The organism is Saccharibacillus sp. O23, assembly GCF_002205895.1.
In the GTDB taxonomy this organism is placed as follows: domain Bacteria; phylum Bacillota; class Bacilli; order Paenibacillales; family Paenibacillaceae; genus Saccharibacillus.
The window spans coordinates 30,686-47,571 of the sequence record NZ_NJDE01000011.1 but is presented as its reverse complement, the minus strand read 5'-3'; the positions used below and the strand labels follow the sequence as shown (position 1 = coordinate 47,571).

15 protein-coding genes are annotated in these 16,886 nt (G+C 59.1%); 14 read left to right on the top strand and 1 reads right to left on the bottom strand.

What is annotated here, in order from left to right; genetic code table 11:
• Window positions 1-13: 13 nt before the first annotated feature.
• The 14 genes from mgsA (at window position 14) to CDO73_RS15910 (ending at window position 15,831) form a co-directional block, all read left to right on the top strand.
• A complete protein-coding gene (gene mgsA / locus CDO73_RS15975; protein WP_088489597.1) occupies window positions 14-442 on the top strand; it encodes a methylglyoxal synthase in 429 nt (142 codons plus the stop codon).
• Complete coding sequence (gene bshB1, locus CDO73_RS15970) at window positions 435-1,133, top strand: bacillithiol biosynthesis deacetylase BshB1 (RefSeq protein ID WP_088489528.1); 699 nt, start codon at window positions 435-437, stop codon at window positions 1,131-1,133. Before mgsA ends, bshB1 begins: the two co-directional genes overlap by 8 nt.
• A gap of 59 nt (window positions 1,134-1,192) precedes the next feature.
• Window positions 1,193-2,353, top strand: a complete 1,161-nt coding sequence (bshA, locus tag CDO73_RS15965) for an N-acetyl-alpha-D-glucosaminyl L-malate synthase BshA (RefSeq protein ID WP_088489527.1) — start codon at window positions 1,193-1,195, stop codon at window positions 2,351-2,353.
• 54 nt (window positions 2,354-2,407) lie between these two features.
• Window positions 2,408-3,847, top strand: a complete 1,440-nt coding sequence (locus CDO73_RS15960) for a CCA tRNA nucleotidyltransferase (protein ID WP_256972719.1) — start codon at window positions 2,408-2,410, stop codon at window positions 3,845-3,847.
• Between the two features lie 20 nt (window positions 3,848-3,867).
• Window positions 3,868-4,842: a biotin--[acetyl-CoA-carboxylase] ligase gene (locus tag CDO73_RS15955; RefSeq protein ID WP_088489595.1), complete on the top strand. Its 975-nt coding sequence runs from the start codon at window positions 3,868-3,870 to the stop codon at window positions 4,840-4,842.
• A gap of 705 nt (window positions 4,843-5,547) precedes the next feature.
• Window positions 5,548-6,477, top strand: a complete 930-nt coding sequence (gene panB / locus CDO73_RS15950) for a 3-methyl-2-oxobutanoate hydroxymethyltransferase (protein WP_088489526.1) — start codon at window positions 5,548-5,550, stop codon at window positions 6,475-6,477.
• The gene (panC, locus tag CDO73_RS15945) at window positions 6,474-7,370 is read left to right on the top strand and encodes a pantoate--beta-alanine ligase (protein WP_088489525.1); all 897 of its coding nucleotides are present in this window, start codon (window positions 6,474-6,476) and stop codon (window positions 7,368-7,370) included. Before panB ends, panC begins: the two co-directional genes overlap by 4 nt.
• 21 nt (window positions 7,371-7,391) lie before the next feature.
• Entirely contained in the window at window positions 7,392-7,775 is a 384-nt protein-coding gene (gene panD, locus CDO73_RS15940; protein ID WP_088489524.1) for an aspartate 1-decarboxylase, read from the top strand.
• Between the two features lie 162 nt (window positions 7,776-7,937).
• Entirely contained in the window at window positions 7,938-10,802 is a 2,865-nt protein-coding gene (gene dinG / locus CDO73_RS15935) for an ATP-dependent DNA helicase DinG (protein ID WP_088489594.1), read from the top strand.
• Window positions 10,803-10,827: 25 nt separating this feature from the next.
• Window positions 10,828-11,505, top strand: coding sequence for a redox-sensing transcriptional repressor Rex (locus tag CDO73_RS15930; RefSeq protein ID WP_088489523.1), 678 nt, complete (start codon window positions 10,828-10,830; stop codon window positions 11,503-11,505).
• Window positions 11,468-12,772, top strand: coding sequence for an amidohydrolase (locus tag CDO73_RS15925; protein WP_088489522.1), 1,305 nt, complete (start codon window positions 11,468-11,470; stop codon window positions 12,770-12,772). The genes CDO73_RS15930 and CDO73_RS15925 overlap by 38 nt, the downstream gene beginning before the upstream one ends.
• Before the next feature lie 24 nt (window positions 12,773-12,796).
• Complete coding sequence (locus CDO73_RS15920) at window positions 12,797-13,318, top strand: cell wall elongation regulator TseB-like domain-containing protein (protein ID WP_088489521.1); 522 nt, start codon at window positions 12,797-12,799, stop codon at window positions 13,316-13,318.
• Between the two features lie 472 nt (window positions 13,319-13,790).
• Window positions 13,791-14,336: a heavy-metal-associated domain-containing protein gene (locus CDO73_RS15915; protein WP_088489520.1), complete on the top strand. Its 546-nt coding sequence runs from the start codon at window positions 13,791-13,793 to the stop codon at window positions 14,334-14,336.
• The gene (locus CDO73_RS15910; protein ID WP_088489519.1) at window positions 14,329-15,831 is read left to right on the top strand and encodes an AAA family ATPase; all 1,503 of its coding nucleotides are present in this window, start codon (window positions 14,329-14,331) and stop codon (window positions 15,829-15,831) included. Before CDO73_RS15915 ends, CDO73_RS15910 begins: the two co-directional genes overlap by 8 nt.
• 159 nt (window positions 15,832-15,990) lie before the next feature.
• On the opposite strand, the gene CDO73_RS15905 is transcribed toward CDO73_RS15910, so the two are convergent.
• Window positions 15,991-16,809 carry a tautomerase family protein gene (locus CDO73_RS15905; protein ID WP_088489518.1) on the bottom strand — a complete coding sequence of 273 codons (819 nt, stop codon included), beginning with the start codon at window positions 16,807-16,809 and terminating at the stop codon, window positions 15,991-15,993.
• Window positions 16,810-16,886: the final 77 nt, after the last annotated feature.

Below are 16,886 nucleotides of genomic sequence, written 5' to 3'. Positions count from 1 at the left end.
GGAAAGAGGGATCTTGATGAAGATCGCATTTATCGCGCACGACCGCAAAAAAGACGAGATGGTCAATTTCGTGACGGCTTACGAACAGGCTTTCGAAGGCTGCGAGCTGTATTCGACAGGAACGACGGGACAGCGGATCATGGACGTGACCGATCTGCAGATCCACCGCTTCAGATCCGGCCCGCTCGGCGGCGATCAGCAGATCGGCGCGCTGGTAGCCGAGAACGAACTGGACCTGATCATTTTCCTGCGCGACCCGCTGATGGCCCAGCCGCACGAACCGGATATCACGGCGCTGCTTCGCATCTGCGACGTGCAAGGCATTCCGGTAGCGACGAACGTGGCGACGGCGGAAATTCTCGTGAAGGCGCTCATGCGCGGCGACTTCGCTTGGCGGGAGCTGGTACATAAGTACAAGCCGGGACTCGAGACCAATGAGTGAGCCGCTCGATATTCTGATCTTCGGGGCGCATGCCGACGATGCCGAGATCGGCATGGCGGGCACGATCGTCAAACATACGCGCGCGGGCTACCGCGTCGGCATCTGCGATCTGACTTTTGCGGAAATGTCGTCGAACGGCACGGTAGAGCTGCGCAAACAAGAAGCCGAGTCGGCCGCCGCCGTACTCGGCCTCGCCGTGCGGAGCAATCTCGGACTGGCGGATCGCGGACTTTTCCGCACGGAAGAACATATCCGCCGGATCACGGCCGAGATTCGCAAGCATGCGCCGCGGATCGTGTTCGCTCCTTATTGGGAAGACCGGCATCCCGACCATATCGCGTGCAGCGGGCTGGTGGAAGAAGCCGTGTTCAACGCGAAGCTGCGCCGCTACATGCCTGAGCTTCCTCCGGTCCAAGCGGAACAGCTTTATTTTTATTTCATCAACGATCCCGGACCTACCGATCTGATGGTGGACGTTACGGACGTCTATGCGGTCAAGGAAGAAGCGCTGCGCTGCTACGAATCGCAGTTCGCCGCTCCGGGCCGAGGCAACGATAACGTCGCGACTCCGCTTACCGCGCAGTACGTGGAACGGGTGCGGGCGCGCGATTCCCTGCTTGCGCAGAAACAGGGATTGGGGTACGCGGAAGGCTTTGCGTCCAAGCTTCCGCACAAGGTTAATCTGTTCTGAATCCAAAAATTAAGGCTCGAGCGTTTACGGACAGCGGCGAGAAGGGAGTTCCGGCTTCAATGAAAGACACACTCAAAATCGGCATCACCTGCTACCCCTCGCTTGGCGGTTCGGGAGTGGTGGCAACGGAACTGGGCAAGCTGCTGGCGGAGAAAGGACACGAAGTCCATTTCATCACGCACAGCATTCCTTTCCGTCTGGGAGCCTTCCATAAAAATATTCATTACCACGAAGTTCAAGTCAGCGATTATTACGTGTTCCGTTATCCGCCTTACGATCTGTCGCTCGCGTCCAAGATGGCCGAAGTGGTCAAAAGGGAACAGCTCGATATTCTGCATGTCCATTACGCGGTGCCGCATGCGGTATGCGCGTATCTGGCGAAGCAGATGGTCGGGGACGATCTGAAGATCGTGACCACGCTGCACGGGACCGACATCACGGTGCTCGGGCAGGACGTCACGCTCAAAGACCTGATTGCGCTGGCGATCAACAAAAGCGACGCGGTGACGGCCGTTTCGGCGGACCTGATCCGTCAGACGCGCGAAGCGCTGGACATCACGCGGGAGATCGACTTGACGTACAACTTTATCGATAAAAGGGTCTATTATCCGCGCGAAGTCTCGAAGCTGCGCGGCGAATTCGCGGCGCCGGACGAGAAGATCCTGATGCATATCTCGAACTTCCGCCCCGTCAAGCGGGTGCCGGACGTGATCGACGTGTTCGATCGGGTGAACAAAGCGATGCCGTCGAAGCTGCTGCTGGTCGGCGAAGGACCGGACATGCCGAAGGTGCAGAGCAAGATTCGGGAACTGGGCATCGAAGACCGCGTTCATTTTCTCGGCAAGCAGGACGAGATCGCGCAGGTCATCTCTCTCGCCGACGTCTTGCTGCTGCCTTCGGAAAAAGAAAGCTTCGGTCTGGTGGCGCTGGAAGCGATGGCCTGCGGCGTGCCGACGGTCGGCTCGGAAGCGGGCGGCATTCCGGAACTGGTGCTTCACGGGCTGACCGGTTATCTGGCTCCGATCGGCGACGCCGCGGCGATGGCCGAATACGCGCTGACGCTGCTTAGCGATCCGGTCAAACGGGACGCGATGCGGGCGGCCTGCTTGGAACGCGCGCATACGCAGTTCTGCGATCAGAAGATCATGCGCGAGTACGAGGAGATCTATTACCGCGTGTTGGGACGCAAGCTGCCGGACATGGCCGTTCAAGGCTGCTGACGGCCGGCAAGCGGGCGTTCGGCCGGGAAAAGAACGGAAACGGAGTTGAACGATGTGACGGAATGGAAACATGCGGAAGCGATGCAGGTCCGGTTGAGCGCCGACATTCTGCGTACGCTGGAAAAAGCGGGGCATGTCGCCTGCTGGGTAGGCGGCTGCGTCCGCGACGAGCTGATCGGACGTCCCGTCAACGATATGGATATCGCGACATCGGCGCGGCCGGAAGAAGTGGCCGCGCTGTTCGCGCGCACCGTGCCGACCGGCATCGAACACGGCACGGTCACGGTCGTGATGGAGAAGATGCCGTTCGAAGTCACCACGTTTCGGACGGAATCGGCTTACAAAGATTTCCGGCGTCCGGAAGAAGTGACGTTCGTGCGATCGCTGGACGAAGACCTGCGGCGGCGCGACTTTACGATGAACGCGATCGCGCGGAAACCGGACGGGACCTATATCGACCCGTACGGCGGCCGGGAAGATCTCTCGCGCGGCGTGATCCGCTGCGTGGGCGACGCCCGCGAGCGGTTCCGGGAAGACGCGCTGCGGATGGTGCGCGGCGTGCGTTTCGCTTCGGTGTTCGGTTTCGAAATGGAACCGGACACTTGGGAAGCGCTGCTTGAATTGCGCGGGAACATGCGCCATATCGCCGCGGAGCGGATTCGGGCCGAGCTGGAGAAGATGCTCGGCGGCGACCGGCCGGCCGAAGGCGTCCGGCTGCTGGCGCGCAGCGGGCTGCTCGAGGAGGCGAAGATCCGACTCGAGCCGCAGGCGCTGGAAGCCGCGCGTCCGGAGCGCTTGGACGGGCTGCCGGCGAAGCCGGGCGAGCTGCGCTGGACGGCGCTGCTTCAAGGGCTCGGCGTGTCCGGCGAAGAAGCGGAAGACCTGCTGAAGAGCTGGACGTTCTCCGGCGGATTCGCCAAATCAGCCTCGGCGCTGCTGCGCATCGACGCGCGGATGGGCGCGGCTTACGCGGCGGAAGAAGCGAGTCGGGCGGCGGACGCCGGCGAAGCGGCGGGAAGCGGGGCCGGTGCGCCGGAAAGCGGCGTCCGGGGCGCGGCGGCCGCGGGCGGAGAGCGACCGGACGAAGCGGCCTCGCAGAGCGGAGCCGGGCAGGCGTCCGCTTCGCGGGGCGAAGAAGAGCTGCGGCTCGCCTTCGCCCGCTGCGTGCTGGATTTCGGCCGGAGCGCGGCCGAAAATTGGCTGGCGTACCGCTCCGGGTTGTACGGAGCGGACGGGGAAGAAGCCGCGCGGCTGGAACGCGCGGCGCGCTGGCTGGCGGCGATCCCGGCGGAATCGCCGCGCGAGCTCGCGCTCGGCGGCGGCGAGATCGCCGAGCATCTGGACCGTGCGCCCGGCCCTTGGCTCGGGCTGCTGATCCGGCGGCTGCTGGAAGCCGCCGCCACGGGCCGCGTCGCCAACGAACGGGCGGCGCTGCTGGAAGAGATCGCCCGGCTCGATAGCCGGCCGGACGCGAAGGAGGCGAAGCCGTCGTGACGCGAGATCCGCTGCTCGACATGTTCGAAGCCGCCGGAGGCGAATATCTCTCCGGCGAAGAGATCAGCCGCCGGCTCGGCGTCAGCCGCACGGCCGTCTGGAAAAAAATCCGCCGGCTCAAAGACGCCGGCTACGAATTCGACGCTTCGCCCAAGCTCGGCTACCGTTTGTCGGGCTCCGTTTCCGCTCTGGACGCCGAACGTATCGGAAGTCTGCTGGCCACGGACCGGTTCGGCCGCGGCTTGACCCTTCTGACGAAGACCGACTCCACGCAGACGGAGGCGGAGAAATTGGCCCGCGAAGGCGCGCCCGAAGGAACGCTGGTCGTCGCCGAAGAACAAACTTCGGGCCGCGGCCGGCAGGGCCGCGTCTGGCATTCTCCGCCGGGCCGCGGCGTCTGGATGAGCGCCGTGCTGCGCCCGGAAGGGCCGCTTACGGCCGTGCCGCAGCTCACGCTGCTGACGGCCGTAGCCGTCTGCCGCGCGATCCGCTCGGTCAGCGGCGTGGGAGCCGGAATCAAATGGCCGAACGATCTGCTCGCGGACGGCCGCAAGCTGTGCGGCATCCTGTTGGAAGCCGTCGTCGAAGACGGCCGGGTGCTGCACTGCATCATGGGCATCGGGATCGACGCCAATCTGTCGGAAGACGATTACCCGGAAGAACTGCGCGAACGCGTGACGTCGCTGCGCCGCGAATCCGGCGTGCCGGTCGATCGCTCGGCGCTGATCGCCGCCGTCATGAACGAATTCGAAGCGCTGTACGGGCTGTATGCCGAACGCGGATTCGAACCGATCCGGCTGCTCTGGGAATCGCTCAGCGTTACGCTGGGCCGGGAGATCGCCGTCCGCGATGCGCGCGGCGAACGCCGCGGCATCGCCCACGGATTGGGCGAGCACGGCGAACTGCTGATGCGGACGGAAGACGGGCAGATATCGCCTGTTTATTCGGGAGACATCGAGCTGTATCCGGGGCCCGCGGCAGCGGAAGAACGATAAATCCGCGTCGAACGTTCGACGGATAAGATCGGGCTCGGAAGATGCCTGCTTATTCTCGGATACCTGATCGTTTTGCCGTTAATCGCTTGCGACGGTCTGGGTTAAAGCCGACTTTCTCCATTCGAGAGAGGTCGGCTTTTCGCGCTGCGATCCGGCTGCTCGCTTGTTTCGAGACGATGCGTTCGATTCTGCTGACAAGCCTTTCGAAAAATTGAAAATGGCCTTTGCGCTTTTCTGAAACAATCCGGATGATTTCTCGCGCCGGATTTGGTATACTGTCGATGCGGAGGCGGTATCGGAAAAAGATCCGAACGGCACTTCGACCTTTTTGAAGCAGAGAACCAAGCAGAAGGCAAGCGTTGAAGACGACCGAATGTCCGCGCCGGAATTCGACCTGCATGCAGGCGGAAGATCGGGCAGAGCGTTTGGCGAAGCCGGCCGCAAGGCGGCGGAGATCTTGACGTTTCGACCGGAAGCCGCAAGAACCGAGATTAACCGGATGCTCGCAGTCCGGGCAGCACGGCTGCACCCTGCAATTCTGCTCTGAGCCTTACAAGGACCGAGACAGAAGGGAGAAGCGAATCGTCGTCCCCGTTTCTTCTTTACCTTTCGGCCCTTTTGGTGACAGCAAAAGGCTATTTGTGCTGGACGAAATCGCGTATCCGGCATGAAGGCCCACCCTATCCACAAAAGGAGCCTGATGACATGGCAGCGAAAAGACCGTTGAACGTAGTGAAAATCAGCAAAATGAAACAGCAGAAAGATCGCCTGACGATGATTACGGCGTACGATTACCCGTCCGCGAAACTGGCGGAGGAAGCCGGAATCGATATCATTCTGGTCGGGGATTCGCTCGGCAACGTCGTGTTGGGATACAATTCGACGATTCCCGTGACGCTCGACGATATGGTCTACCACACCCGGGCAACGGCGCGCGGAGCGGAAAATACGTTCATCGTCGCCGATATGCCGTTTATGACGTATCACGGAAGTCTGGACGAGACACTCAAAGGGGTGCGCCGCCTGATGCAAGAAGGCCATGCGCACGCCGTTAAAATGGAAGGCGGCATCGAGATCGCGCCGGCGGTCAAAGCGATCGTGCAGTCCGGCGTGCCGGTACTGGGCCATATCGGTTTGACGCCGCAGTCGGTCAACACGATCGGCGGCTACCGCGTGCAGGGCAAAGACGCCGCGGACGCGAAGCGTCTGATGGACGAAGCCAAAGCGCTGGAAGCCGCCGGCGCGTTCGCCGTCGTGCTGGAGCTGGTCGCGGAAGAAACGGCGGCCGCCATTACGCGCGAACTGTCGATCCCGACGATCGGCATCGGCGCGGGCCGCGAATGCGACGGCCAAGTGCTGGTGTTCCACGACGTGGTCAAATACGCCTCTCCTTATATGGAAAAACGCTTCGTGAAGACGTTCGCCGATGTAGGCGCGCAGATTCGCGAAGGGATCGAAGCTTATGTGAACGAAGTGAAAAACGGAGCGTTCCCGGCCGAAAATCATGTCTTCAAAGCCGACGAAGGCGTGAGCGAATCGCTCGATTCGCTCTACGGCGGAAGCAAAGCCGGACAAGAAAATCTCCAAAAGCAAGAAACGGCCTCCGATAAAGAAAAGGTGGGCGCGCAAGGATGAGAATCGCGACAACGATCCAAGAAGTTCGCGCCTTTATCGCGGAACTGCGTTCCGAACGTCAAAGTTCGGAAGCCGGCAATCTGGTCGGGTTCGTTCCGACGATGGGCTATCTGCACGAAGGCCATGCCAGCCTGCTGCGCCGCGCGCGCCGGGAATGCGGCATCGTCGCGCTGAGCATCTTCGTCAACCCGATCCAGTTCGGGCCGAACGAAGACCTCGACCGTTATCCGCGCAGCGAAGCGGCGGATCTCGAACTGGCCGAGCGCGAAGGCGTCGACGTGGTGTTCCTGCCTTCCGTGGAAGAAATGTATCCGCGGGAGCGCAAGACGACCGTTACGGTGACGGGACTGACCGACGTGCTGTGCGGAGCTTCGCGGCCGGGGCATTTCGACGGCGTGGCGACGGTCGTCTCCAAACTGTTCAACATCGTGAAGCCGGACCGCGCTTTCTTCGGCGCCAAAGACGCTCAGCAGGTCGCCGTACTGCAAAAGATGGTGTCCGATCTGAATATGGACATCGAGATCGTGCCCTGCCCGATCGTTCGCGAAGAAGACGGTCTGGCGCTCAGTTCGCGCAACGTCTATCTGAGCGCGGAGCAGCGGAGCGAAGCGTTGGTGCTGTCGCGTTCGCTGCGCGAAGCTTCCGCACGCATCGAATCCTCTTCGCCCGCGACGCCGGAGCAGATCGTCGAAGACGTCAAGCGCGCGATCGAAGCTTCGCCGCTGGCGGAGATCGATTACGTGCAGATGCTGAGTTTCCCCGACCTGTCGCCGCTGGATCAGAAGCGCGATCTGTCGGAACTCCGTAAGTCCGGCGGTTCCGTGATTCTGGCTCTGGCCGTCAAGTTCGGTTCGACCCGCCTGATCGACAACGCCATTATTTCGTTTAAATGAAGCCCGAGGAGGCCTTTTCGCATGTATAGAACGATGATGAAATCCAAGATTCACCGCGCGACCGTCACGGAAGCGAACTTGAACTACGTAGGCAGCATTACCATCGACGAAGACCTGATGGACGCGGCCGATCTGCTGGAAAACGAGAAAGTCCAGATCGTCGACAACAACAACGGCGAGCGTCTGGAAACGTACGTCATTCCGGGCGAGCGGGGCAGCGGCGTGATCTGTTTGAACGGAGCGGCGGCGCGGCGCGTGCAGCCGGGAGACACCGTGATCATCATCTCCTATGCTTCGATGTCGACCGAAGAAGCGCGCGTGCATAAACCGACCGTCGTGTTCGTGGACGCGGGCAACCGCGCCGTCGAGACGTCGGCCAAAGAAGTTCACGCGACGATCCGTTAAAAAAACGCTTCGACGCAAGCAACAGCGATGTGCCTTCCGCCGTGGGATGCGGCCGGAAGGCCTCGCTTTTTTTACGCTTGATCGGGTGGTGAAGAGTTTCCCAAACTGCTCTTTGTCTGTTATGCTGGTAAGGAAAACCGATTGAAAGGATTTATCGACACCATGAAATTTGCCGTGCTGGATTTTGAAACGACGGGCACTCAGGCATCGGATGCCATCATTCAGATCGGACTGAGCGTCATCGACCACGATCTGCGGATTACGGAAACTTATCAGTCTCTGGTGAATCCGGGCGTCCCGCTCCCTCCGTTCATTGCCGAACTGACGGGAATCCGCGAAGAACAGCTCGGCGAAGCTCCGGGACTGGACGAAGCGATCATCGGAATGATTCCGCTTTTGGACGACGCCGTCCTGATCGGACATAACGTGGCGTTCGATTTCGGATTTTTGCAGCGCGCGCTCGATCAGACCGGATATCTGCCGTTTACCGGCCGTATTCTGGACACGATCGATCTGCTTCGCATTTTGTATCCTTCGATCGCCAGTTATCAGCTCGGCGCGGTAGCGTCTCAATTCGGCGTTCCCCACGAGCGTCCGCATCAAGCCGACAGCGACGCGCTGGCGACGGCGCATGTTTTTTTGGAGTGCTTGGAAGAAGCCCGTTCGCTGCCGCTGATTACGCTTCAGCGGATATCGGAACTGCTTGCGGGCGACAGCGATTTGGGTTGGTTTTTCCAGACGTTGGTCGAAGAGAAAGAACTCGAAGCGCTGCCGGACGGCGGAGAATTCAAGTTCTACCGCCAATTCGCGCTCAAAGTCGGCGAATGGGGCGAAGTGCCGCCGGCTCGGGAGATCCGAGACGGTAACCCGCTGGAAAACGTATCGTTCGAGGAGTTTCTGGAACAGGTACAGGACAATCTGCGCGCCGAGCTTCCGGGTTACGAAGAACGCGAATCGCAGAATCTGATGTTCGGCAAAGTGCAGGAGGCGTTCGCAAGCGACAAGCATCTGCTGATCGAGGCGGGAACGGGAACGGGCAAATCGCTCGGTTATCTGATTCCGTCCATTTACGAGAGCGTAAAAAACGACCGGAAGGTCATGGTCAGCACCCATACGATCAATCTTCAAGAGCAGCTTCGCGAACGCGACGTTCCGCTGCTCAGCAAAGTCGTGCCGTTCGAATTCCGCGCTTCGGTGTTCAAAGGCCGCCAGCATTATCTGTGCATGCGCAAGCTGGAGCAGAAGATCGATCGCCGCGAATTCGTTCATCCGGCGGATGACGCCATGACGGCCGCGCAGTTGACGGTCTGGCTCACGCGCACGGAGAAAGGCGACGACGAAGAACTGAATCTCGGCATCGGCCGCGGACAGGACTTCTGGGATACGGTCGCGAGCGAGACGGATTCCTGCCTCGGCCGCGCCTGCCCGTGGTTCCGCAGCTGCTATTATTACCGGGCGAAACACGAAGCCTCGATGGCCGACGTCGTCGTCACGAACCATTCGAAGCTGTTCTCGGACGTCAAAGCCGACGATCAGCTTCTGCCCGCTTACGAGCGGCTCGTGATCGACGAAGCGCATCATCTCGAAGACGTGGCCGGCAAACATCTGGGGCTGCATCTGAAATATTTCTCGTTCGTGCATGCCATGACCCGCTTGTACAAAGATTCGAAAAACGGTCAGCTTCCGGCGCTGCGTCAACTGCTGGGCCGGCTCGACCATCAGAAAGCGAGCGATTGGGCGCGGACGGCGGACGAGATGATTCCCGAGCTGATCGACGCCAAAGAAAGCTGGGACAAACTGACGGAGCTGCTGTATACGCTGCTGCCCGACCGTGCGGACCCGTCCGCGCCGGAAGCGGGACAGCATACGCTGCGCTTGACGGCGGGCGAATATCCCAAAGGTTGGGACGTGCTGTCCAATCTCGAAGATCAGATCTACGTCGGTCTCGGCGAAGTCATCCGGCAGGGGGAACGCATGGCGTCTTCCGTCAAAGAAGACAGCGGCGATTATACGGCCGAAGGGTTGGCGACCGACATCTCGGGCTTGTTGAAAGACTTGTCCGAGGCGAGAGAGTCGCTGCGCTTCTTCATGCGGCTGGACGACGGAGGCACGGTCTATTGGCTGGAAGGCAGTTCGCAGTTCAAGAGCAAGTCGCTGCAAATGTACGCGGTGCCGATCGATGTCAGCTCCCAACTGCAGCAGTACTTTTTCGATAAGAAAAAAAGCATCGTCTTGACTTCGGCCACGCTGGCCGTGGATAAGAAGTTCGATTATATGATCGACCAACTCGGCCTGCGGGAAGCCGCGGGACACAAACGGCTGTTAACGGAAGTGCTGCCTTCTCCGTTCAATTATCGGGAGCAGGCGCTGCTGATCGTGCCGAGGGATTTCCCGAGCGTAAGAGGGCAAACGGCGGATGCCGGATTCCTCGTCGCGTTGACCGATTCGTTGGCGCGTACCGCGGAGGCGACGAACGGACGCATGCTCGTGTTGTTCACTTCGTACCGCATGCTGCGTCAGGTCTACGACCCGCTCAAAGAGATGTTGGCGGCGTCCGGCATCTCGCTGATCGGGCAGGGCGTGGACAGCGGCAGCCGAAGCCGTTTGACCCGGCGTTTTCAGGACAGCCCGCGATCGGTATTGCTCGGAACGAGCAGCTTCTGGGAAGGCGTGGATATTCCGGGGGACGCGCTGACGTGCCTCGCGATCGTGCGTCTGCCGTTCCAGCCGCCGAGCCATCCGCTGCTGGAAGCCAAAAGCGAGCTCTTGAAGCGCCAGAATCTCAACCCGTTCATGAAACTGTCCGTGCCGCAGGCGGTCATCCGCTTCAAGCAGGGATTCGGCAGACTGATACGGACCCGCCGCGACCGCGGCATCGTCATCGTGTACGACACGCGCGTGATCGAATCGTATTACGGCAAACAATTTTTATATTCGCTTCCCGGTCCGAAAATGGAGCATATGGCTCTCGACCAGATCGTGCCGAGAGTCGCCGAATGGCTGGAGCCGGAAGCGAAGGCGGATTAATTTTTTTCCCTGGGAGGGACCTTGAATGAAAGCGGAAAAAATCTCGGAAGCCGTCGTTCGCAGACTTCCCGTTTACCTGCGTCACTTGACCGAATTGCATAAACGCGAAGTGATGACCGTGTCGTCGCAGGAACTCGGACAGAAGCTGGACCTGAATCCGGCGCAAATTCGGAAAGATCTTGCGTACTTCGGCGATTTCGGTCGCAAAGGCATCGGCTACGACGTGTCTTACCTGATCGAGAAAATTCGCCATATCCTCAAACTGGACCGCCAGATCAACGTCGCCCTGATCGGCGCCGGCAATCTGGGACACGCGCTGTCCAATTATAATATGTATCTGAAAGAAAGCATGAAGATCGTCGCCGTGTTCGATTCGTACGAACCGAAGATCGGCACGCATATCAACATGCTGACCGTGCAGCCGATCGAAGAGCTCAAAGAGACCGTCGCCGAGAAAAACATTCGCGTCGGCATCATCACGGTTCCGGATTCCGAAGCGCAGCGGGTCGCCGATCAACTGGTCGAATCGGGCGTCGAAGCGATCTTGAATTTCGCGCCGACGGTGCTCAAAGTGCCGTCCGAAGTGCGCATTCATGCCGCCGACTTCACGACCGATCTGTTGAGTCTGGCTTATTACCTCGATAGCGGAAAGGAAACGGAAGTCCATGACAACGACAAACAACCCGAAAAAGTGGATCGTTAGAAACGGCGTTTTCGTTACCGGGCATGCCGTCGTCGAAGGCTGCATGGTAATCGAAGACGGTCTGATCGCTTATATCGGAGCCGAAGAACCGGAAGGCGCGGACGAACTGCCTTCCGTCGACGGCAAAGGTCTGTTGTTCATGCCGGGTCTCGTCAACAGCCACGGCCATACAGGCATGTCGCTGCTGCGCGGGTACGGCGACGATATGGTCCTGCAAGCTTGGCTGCAAAAAAAGATGTGGCCGATGGAAGCCAAGTTCACGTCGGACGACGTGTATTGGGGCAGCTCGCTGGCGATCATGGAGATGCTCAAAAGCGGCACGACGACGTTCCTCGATATGTACAACCATATGGACCGCGTCGCGCAGGTCGCGGAAAAGTCCGGCATTCGCGCGGTTCTGACGCGCGGGGTTATCGGTCTGTGCTCGCCGGAAGAGCAGCAGAGCAAACTGGCGGATTCGATCGCGTTCGCGAAAAACTGGCACGGAGGAGCGGACGGCCGCATCACGGCGATGATGTCGCCGCACGCGCCGTATACTTGCCCGCCTGCTTTTATCGAGCGTTTCGTGCAAGCGGCGCATGATCTGGATCTGCCTTTGCATACGCATATGTCGGAAACGGCGGCGGAAGTGCAGCAGAACGTGAACGATTACGGACTGCGTCCGGTCGCGCATCTGGAGAAGCTCGGTTTCTTCTCCCGTTCTTCGCTGGTGGCGCACGCCGTGCATCTGACGGACGAAGAGATCGAAGTCCTCGCGGCCAACAAAGTCGCCGTATCCCATAATCCGGGCAGCAATCTCAAATTGGCGAGCGGCGTAGCCAAAGTGCCGCAGATGCTCGAAGCGGGCGTCGTCGTCTCGCTCGGCACCGACAGCGCGGCCAGCAATAACAACCTCGACCTGTTCGAAGAAATGCGTTTGGCCGCGCTGATTCACAAAGGCGTCTCCGGCGATCCGACGGCGGTACCGGCGCTCGAAGCGCTGCGCATGGCTACGCTGTACGGCGCGCAGTCGCTCTATATCGACAACCTCGGCACGCTGGAAGCCGGCATGAAAGCGGACTTCGCGGCGCTTGACGTCGATCAGGCCCATTTCCTGCCGCGCACGGATTATCTCTCGCACGTCGTCTATTCCGCGGCCGGACAGGATGTTCGCCACGTTTGGGTCGACGGCCGCCAGGTCGTGAAGAATCGGGAATGCCTGCTGCTCGACGAAGAGAAAATCCGTTTCGAGGCTCAAGCCTCTTTCGAAGGGCTGCTGGCCCGTTAATCCGGATACCAGGAGGAAGCAAAAGTGAGCAAGCGCACCAAAGTTATTCTGCTGTCCGTGCTCATCGTGTTGATTCTGCTGTCGGGCGCTTATCTGTATTACATGGTCTCGATGCAGGGACGGACGAGCGAACGCGACGCGGCAATCGCCAGAGCGCGGGAACAAGCGAATCTGACCGAAGTCTCCCGAACGGACAAATGGGTTTGGGGAGACAACTCGATCTTCTGGGTGGTTCAAGGCACAACGGCCGCCGGTCAAGAAGAATATGTATGGTTGAAATACAAAGACGACGGAACGCCTGTCGAAGGCCAAAATTCCGTGCTGGTCCTGCCGCTTGCCGGTACGGTCAGCCGGGACGATATGATCGCCCGTTTCGAAGCCGAGCTTCCCGACGCCAAGTTGATTCGCATCCTGCCGGGGATCTACGGCAATCAATACGTCTGGCAGATCTTCTACAAGCAGGGCGATATGAGATACTATCGGTTCTACGGATTGAAAGACGGCGCCGCGACGGGCAAAACGATGGAGCTTCCGGACTGGCAGTAGCCGGACGTTCGGTGATCGGTCGAGCCGCGTCGGCCTAGGAAAATAGGATGTGCCGATTCAAGGTTCAAAAGCTGCAAAAAGCCTCTTCGCGATCAGCGAAGAGGCTTTTTTGGATTTTATTCGGTCAATCCGCTCGCAAGCTTGCTTTTGAACGTTTGATAGGAAGAGGGCGGATTCGTTCAAGGAGGCTTTTCCCGGTCCGAACCGTGCCGAGCAAGCAGGGACGCGGCACGACGCGAATTAGAAAATGGGAAAACGGTGTGATATACTTATCTTCACGGAAGAGGTAAATTTGGATAAAAGAAAGATTTCGGCAGGTTCGTCGGCCGAAAGACGCAACTTTCGGCAAACGCCAAAAGCACATAGCCGAGCATCGCAAGAAAACGCGGTTGCCGTCCATGTGTTCGATAATTGATGGATGTCATGCTCTTGCCCCGTGTTCCGACAACAGCAAGAAGAGGAGAAATGCCCATTGAAAATCCGTATCTTACCCGTTGCCCTTACTGCCGCACTGTCTTTGATCGTTCTGCTCGGCGGATGGTTTCTGTATCGCCAGAACGCGCTCGAGCGTCCCGTCGAGAAAATGTTGAGTCAATACCCGGGCGTTACCAGCGCCCAAGTCACTATTACCCAAAACAAAGCCTTACTGAAACTCGATCTTCAATCGAATGTCGATCTTCGCGCGATGATCGCGCAGCTGCGCAAAGAAGAAGGTTCGCTGCTCGGCGATCGTTCGATCGCTCTCGATATCGCGGATCATTCGACGCCCGAAATCGACGATTTATGGAAACAAGCTTCCTTTTCCGTTGCCGAAGCGATGGCCAACAAACGTTATACGATGATTCCGGATACGCTGTCCAAAATCCAGAACGGACACGGCGGATATACGATCTCGAGCGGCATGGACGAACAATACGTCTACGTCTCCTTGAGTTCCTCGTCCGACAAAAATGCCAATAAATACATCATTCTGCCGCTGACCGCGGCGACCGGAACGGGAGGAACCCATAATGCCTAGATGGACAACTGAGATACTCGTCGGTTTTGCGGTCGCGCTGATTCTTTTTCTGGGCGTGATCGGGGTCAATATTATTCCTGTCGCGTTGTTGGCTCTGATCGGCGTCGGCGTGTTCGCCGTTCTGCAAATGCGCGGAGGATTGGCCGTAGGAGCCGCTCAGAACCGCAATCGCAAAAAGCTGAAGCCCGAGAAGTTCACTTTCGAACAGATCGGCGGACAGGATAACTCCAAGCAGGAACTGCGCGAAGCGCTCGATTTCCTGATCAAACACGAAGAAATCAAGAAACTGGGCATTCGCCCGTTGAAAGGCATCCTGCTGACGGGGCCTCCGGGAACCGGCAAAACGCTGATGGCGAAAGCCGCCGCGCATTATACCGATTCGGTATTCGTGGCTGCCGCGGGCAGCGACTTCGTCGAGATGTACGTCGGCGTCGGCGCCGGACGGATTCGCGATTTGTTCAAGGATGCGAGAGCGCGCGCGGCGCAGGAGAAAAAGCAAAGCGCGATCATCTTCATCGACGAGATCGACGTGATCGGCGGCAAACGCGAAGGCGGCCAACAGCGCGAATACGATCAGACGCTGAACCAACTGCTGACCGAGATGGACGGCATCTATAATAACGACGAGCCGCGCATTCTCGTGATCGCGGCGACCAACCGCAAAGAAATGCTGGACGGCGCGCTGCTGCGTCCGGGCCGCTTCGACCGTCATATTCAAGTCGATCTGCCGGACAAAAAAGGCCGCAAGCATATCCTCGAACTGCATGCCAAAAGCCGCCCGGTGTCTGCCGAAGCGGACCTCGACCGCATTGCCGAAGAAGCGTACAACTTTTCCGGCGCGCAGCTCGAAAGCGTCATGAACGAAGCCGCGATCTACGCGATGCGCGATCAGAAAGCCGAGATCGACCAACAGCATCTATCGCGCGCGATCGACAAAGTGATGCTCGGCGAGCGCACGGACCGCGAATCCAGCGCCGAAGAGAAGCGCCGCGTCGCGATTCACGAATTGGGCCATGCCATCATGGCCGAAGTGCTGCGTCCGGGCAGCGTGAGCCAAGTCGCGCTGAGTCCTCGCGGACAAGCGCTCGGCTACGTGCGCCACAATCCGCAGAAGGAACAGTATTTGTACACCAAAGAATTCCTCGAAGAACAAATTATGATCGCGTTGGCCGGATCGGCAGCGGAAGAACTGTATTACGGAGGCCGCAGCACGGGTTCCCGCGGCGACTTCGAGCAGGCGCTCGATCTGGTCGAGAACATGATCGTGTCCGGTCTGACCGATCTCGGAATCGTCAGCCTGAAGATGCTGACCCAAGAAGAATTGATGAAGCATAACGATAAGATCCTGCGGGCTCTGACCGAAGATACGCGCAAGCGGTTGGAGCGCTATCGCACGGTATTCGAAGGTTCGCTCGATATCCTCATGCACGAAGAAGTGCTCTCGGGCGAACAATTCCGGGCGCAGTTCCGCAAGCTGTCGCAGCTTCCGGCTTGATTCGCGGCAGGAAATCGTCAGATTAAACAAAAAGTCTCCGAAAACTTCGCCCGAAAGCGAAGATTTCGGAGGCTTTTTTCGGCCTGTCCGAGCGATCGCCGAGTTTGTTCGGAAACCCGGCCGATCAAGTCGAAACGACGAGATCCGCCGGACCGATCATCAAGCGTCGGAACTTTCTTTTTTCAATATCTCCAGCGCGGACGCGGCGCGCGGCCAACCGGCGTAGAAAGCCAAATGCGAGCAGAGCGCGGCGATCTCTTCGTCGTCGATGCCGTGCTCCCGGGCCAACTCGATATGGTAAGGAAGCTGTTCGAGAGCGCCGTTCGTTACGAGCGAAGACAGCGTAATCAAGCTGCGTTCCCGCGGCGGCAGCGCCGGATCGCTCCATGCTTCGCCGAACAATACGCGCCGCGTATGGTCGGCGAAAACCGGCGCGATCTCGGCATAAGCTCGGCCGGCAGCGTCTTTGACGGAGCCGAGCGCAGGAAGGACCGAGGCTCCGGACGTTTCGTTCGGCCGATCGGCAAGCGTTCGGAGCGGATCTTCCTGCCGGACTCCCGAAGCTGCCGGTTCTTCGATCCACCCGGGCGGCGAATCGATCATTTGCGCTTGTCCGAGCCCAAACGACCAATTCGCGGGGGCGGTTTCGACCAGAATAATCATCACGTCTTCTAGCCGCACCTCGCAGCGTTCGGCGATCCGCTTCGCGGCGTCTTCGTAGAAGCGGCGTTTGCGTTCAAGGCTGCGTCCCGGCCCCAGAACGATCTCGATCATCAGCAGTTCGTCGCTTCGGTCAACGTTCAGGTAATCGGAACTGTAGAAGAAGCCGTCAGGTTCGATCGCGTGGAAAACATGAAAAAAATCATCGGGGGGCACGCGGAAATGTTCGATCAGACTTTCCATAAGGCTGTTCGCGCAGACGTTCAGCCGTTCGGGTTCGTGACGGTCTTTGCGGTAACTGGTACGGATAAAAGGCATATAAGACACTCCTTCGCGTTCGGATGTTTTTATCGTAAACTGAAAAAGAAAATTCGGATAATCGAAAATTTCCGATA

Excerpts from the sequence above, each read along its gene's own strand:
- dinG (WP_088489594.1), top strand. The coding sequence starts at position 7,938 with ATGAAATTTGCCGTGCTGGATTTTGAAACGACGGGCACTCAGGCATCG.
- CDO73_RS15930 (WP_088489523.1), top strand. The coding sequence starts at position 10,828 with ATGAAAGCGGAAAAAATCTCGGAAGCCGTCGTTCGCAGACTTCCCGTT.
- bshA (WP_088489527.1), top strand. The coding sequence starts at position 1,193 with ATGAAAGACACACTCAAAATCGGCATCACCTGCTACCCCTCGCTTGGC.
- panC (WP_088489525.1), top strand. The coding sequence starts at position 6,474 with ATGAGAATCGCGACAACGATCCAAGAAGTTCGCGCCTTTATCGCGGAA.
- panB (WP_088489526.1), top strand. The coding sequence starts at position 5,548 with ATGGCAGCGAAAAGACCGTTGAACGTAGTGAAAATCAGCAAAATGAAA.
- CDO73_RS15905 (WP_088489518.1), bottom strand. The coding sequence starts at position 16,809 with ATGCCTTTTATCCGTACCAGTTACCGCAAAGACCGTCACGAACCCGAA.
- CDO73_RS15955 (WP_088489595.1), top strand. The coding sequence starts at position 3,868 with ATGTTCGAAGCCGCCGGAGGCGAATATCTCTCCGGCGAAGAGATCAGC.
- CDO73_RS15925 (WP_088489522.1), top strand. The coding sequence starts at position 11,468 with ATGACAACGACAAACAACCCGAAAAAGTGGATCGTTAGAAACGGCGTT.
- CDO73_RS15910 (WP_088489519.1), top strand. The coding sequence starts at position 14,329 with ATGCCTAGATGGACAACTGAGATACTCGTCGGTTTTGCGGTCGCGCTG.
- panD (WP_088489524.1), top strand. The coding sequence starts at position 7,392 with ATGTATAGAACGATGATGAAATCCAAGATTCACCGCGCGACCGTCACG.
- bshB1 (WP_088489528.1), top strand. The coding sequence starts at position 435 with ATGAGTGAGCCGCTCGATATTCTGATCTTCGGGGCGCATGCCGACGAT.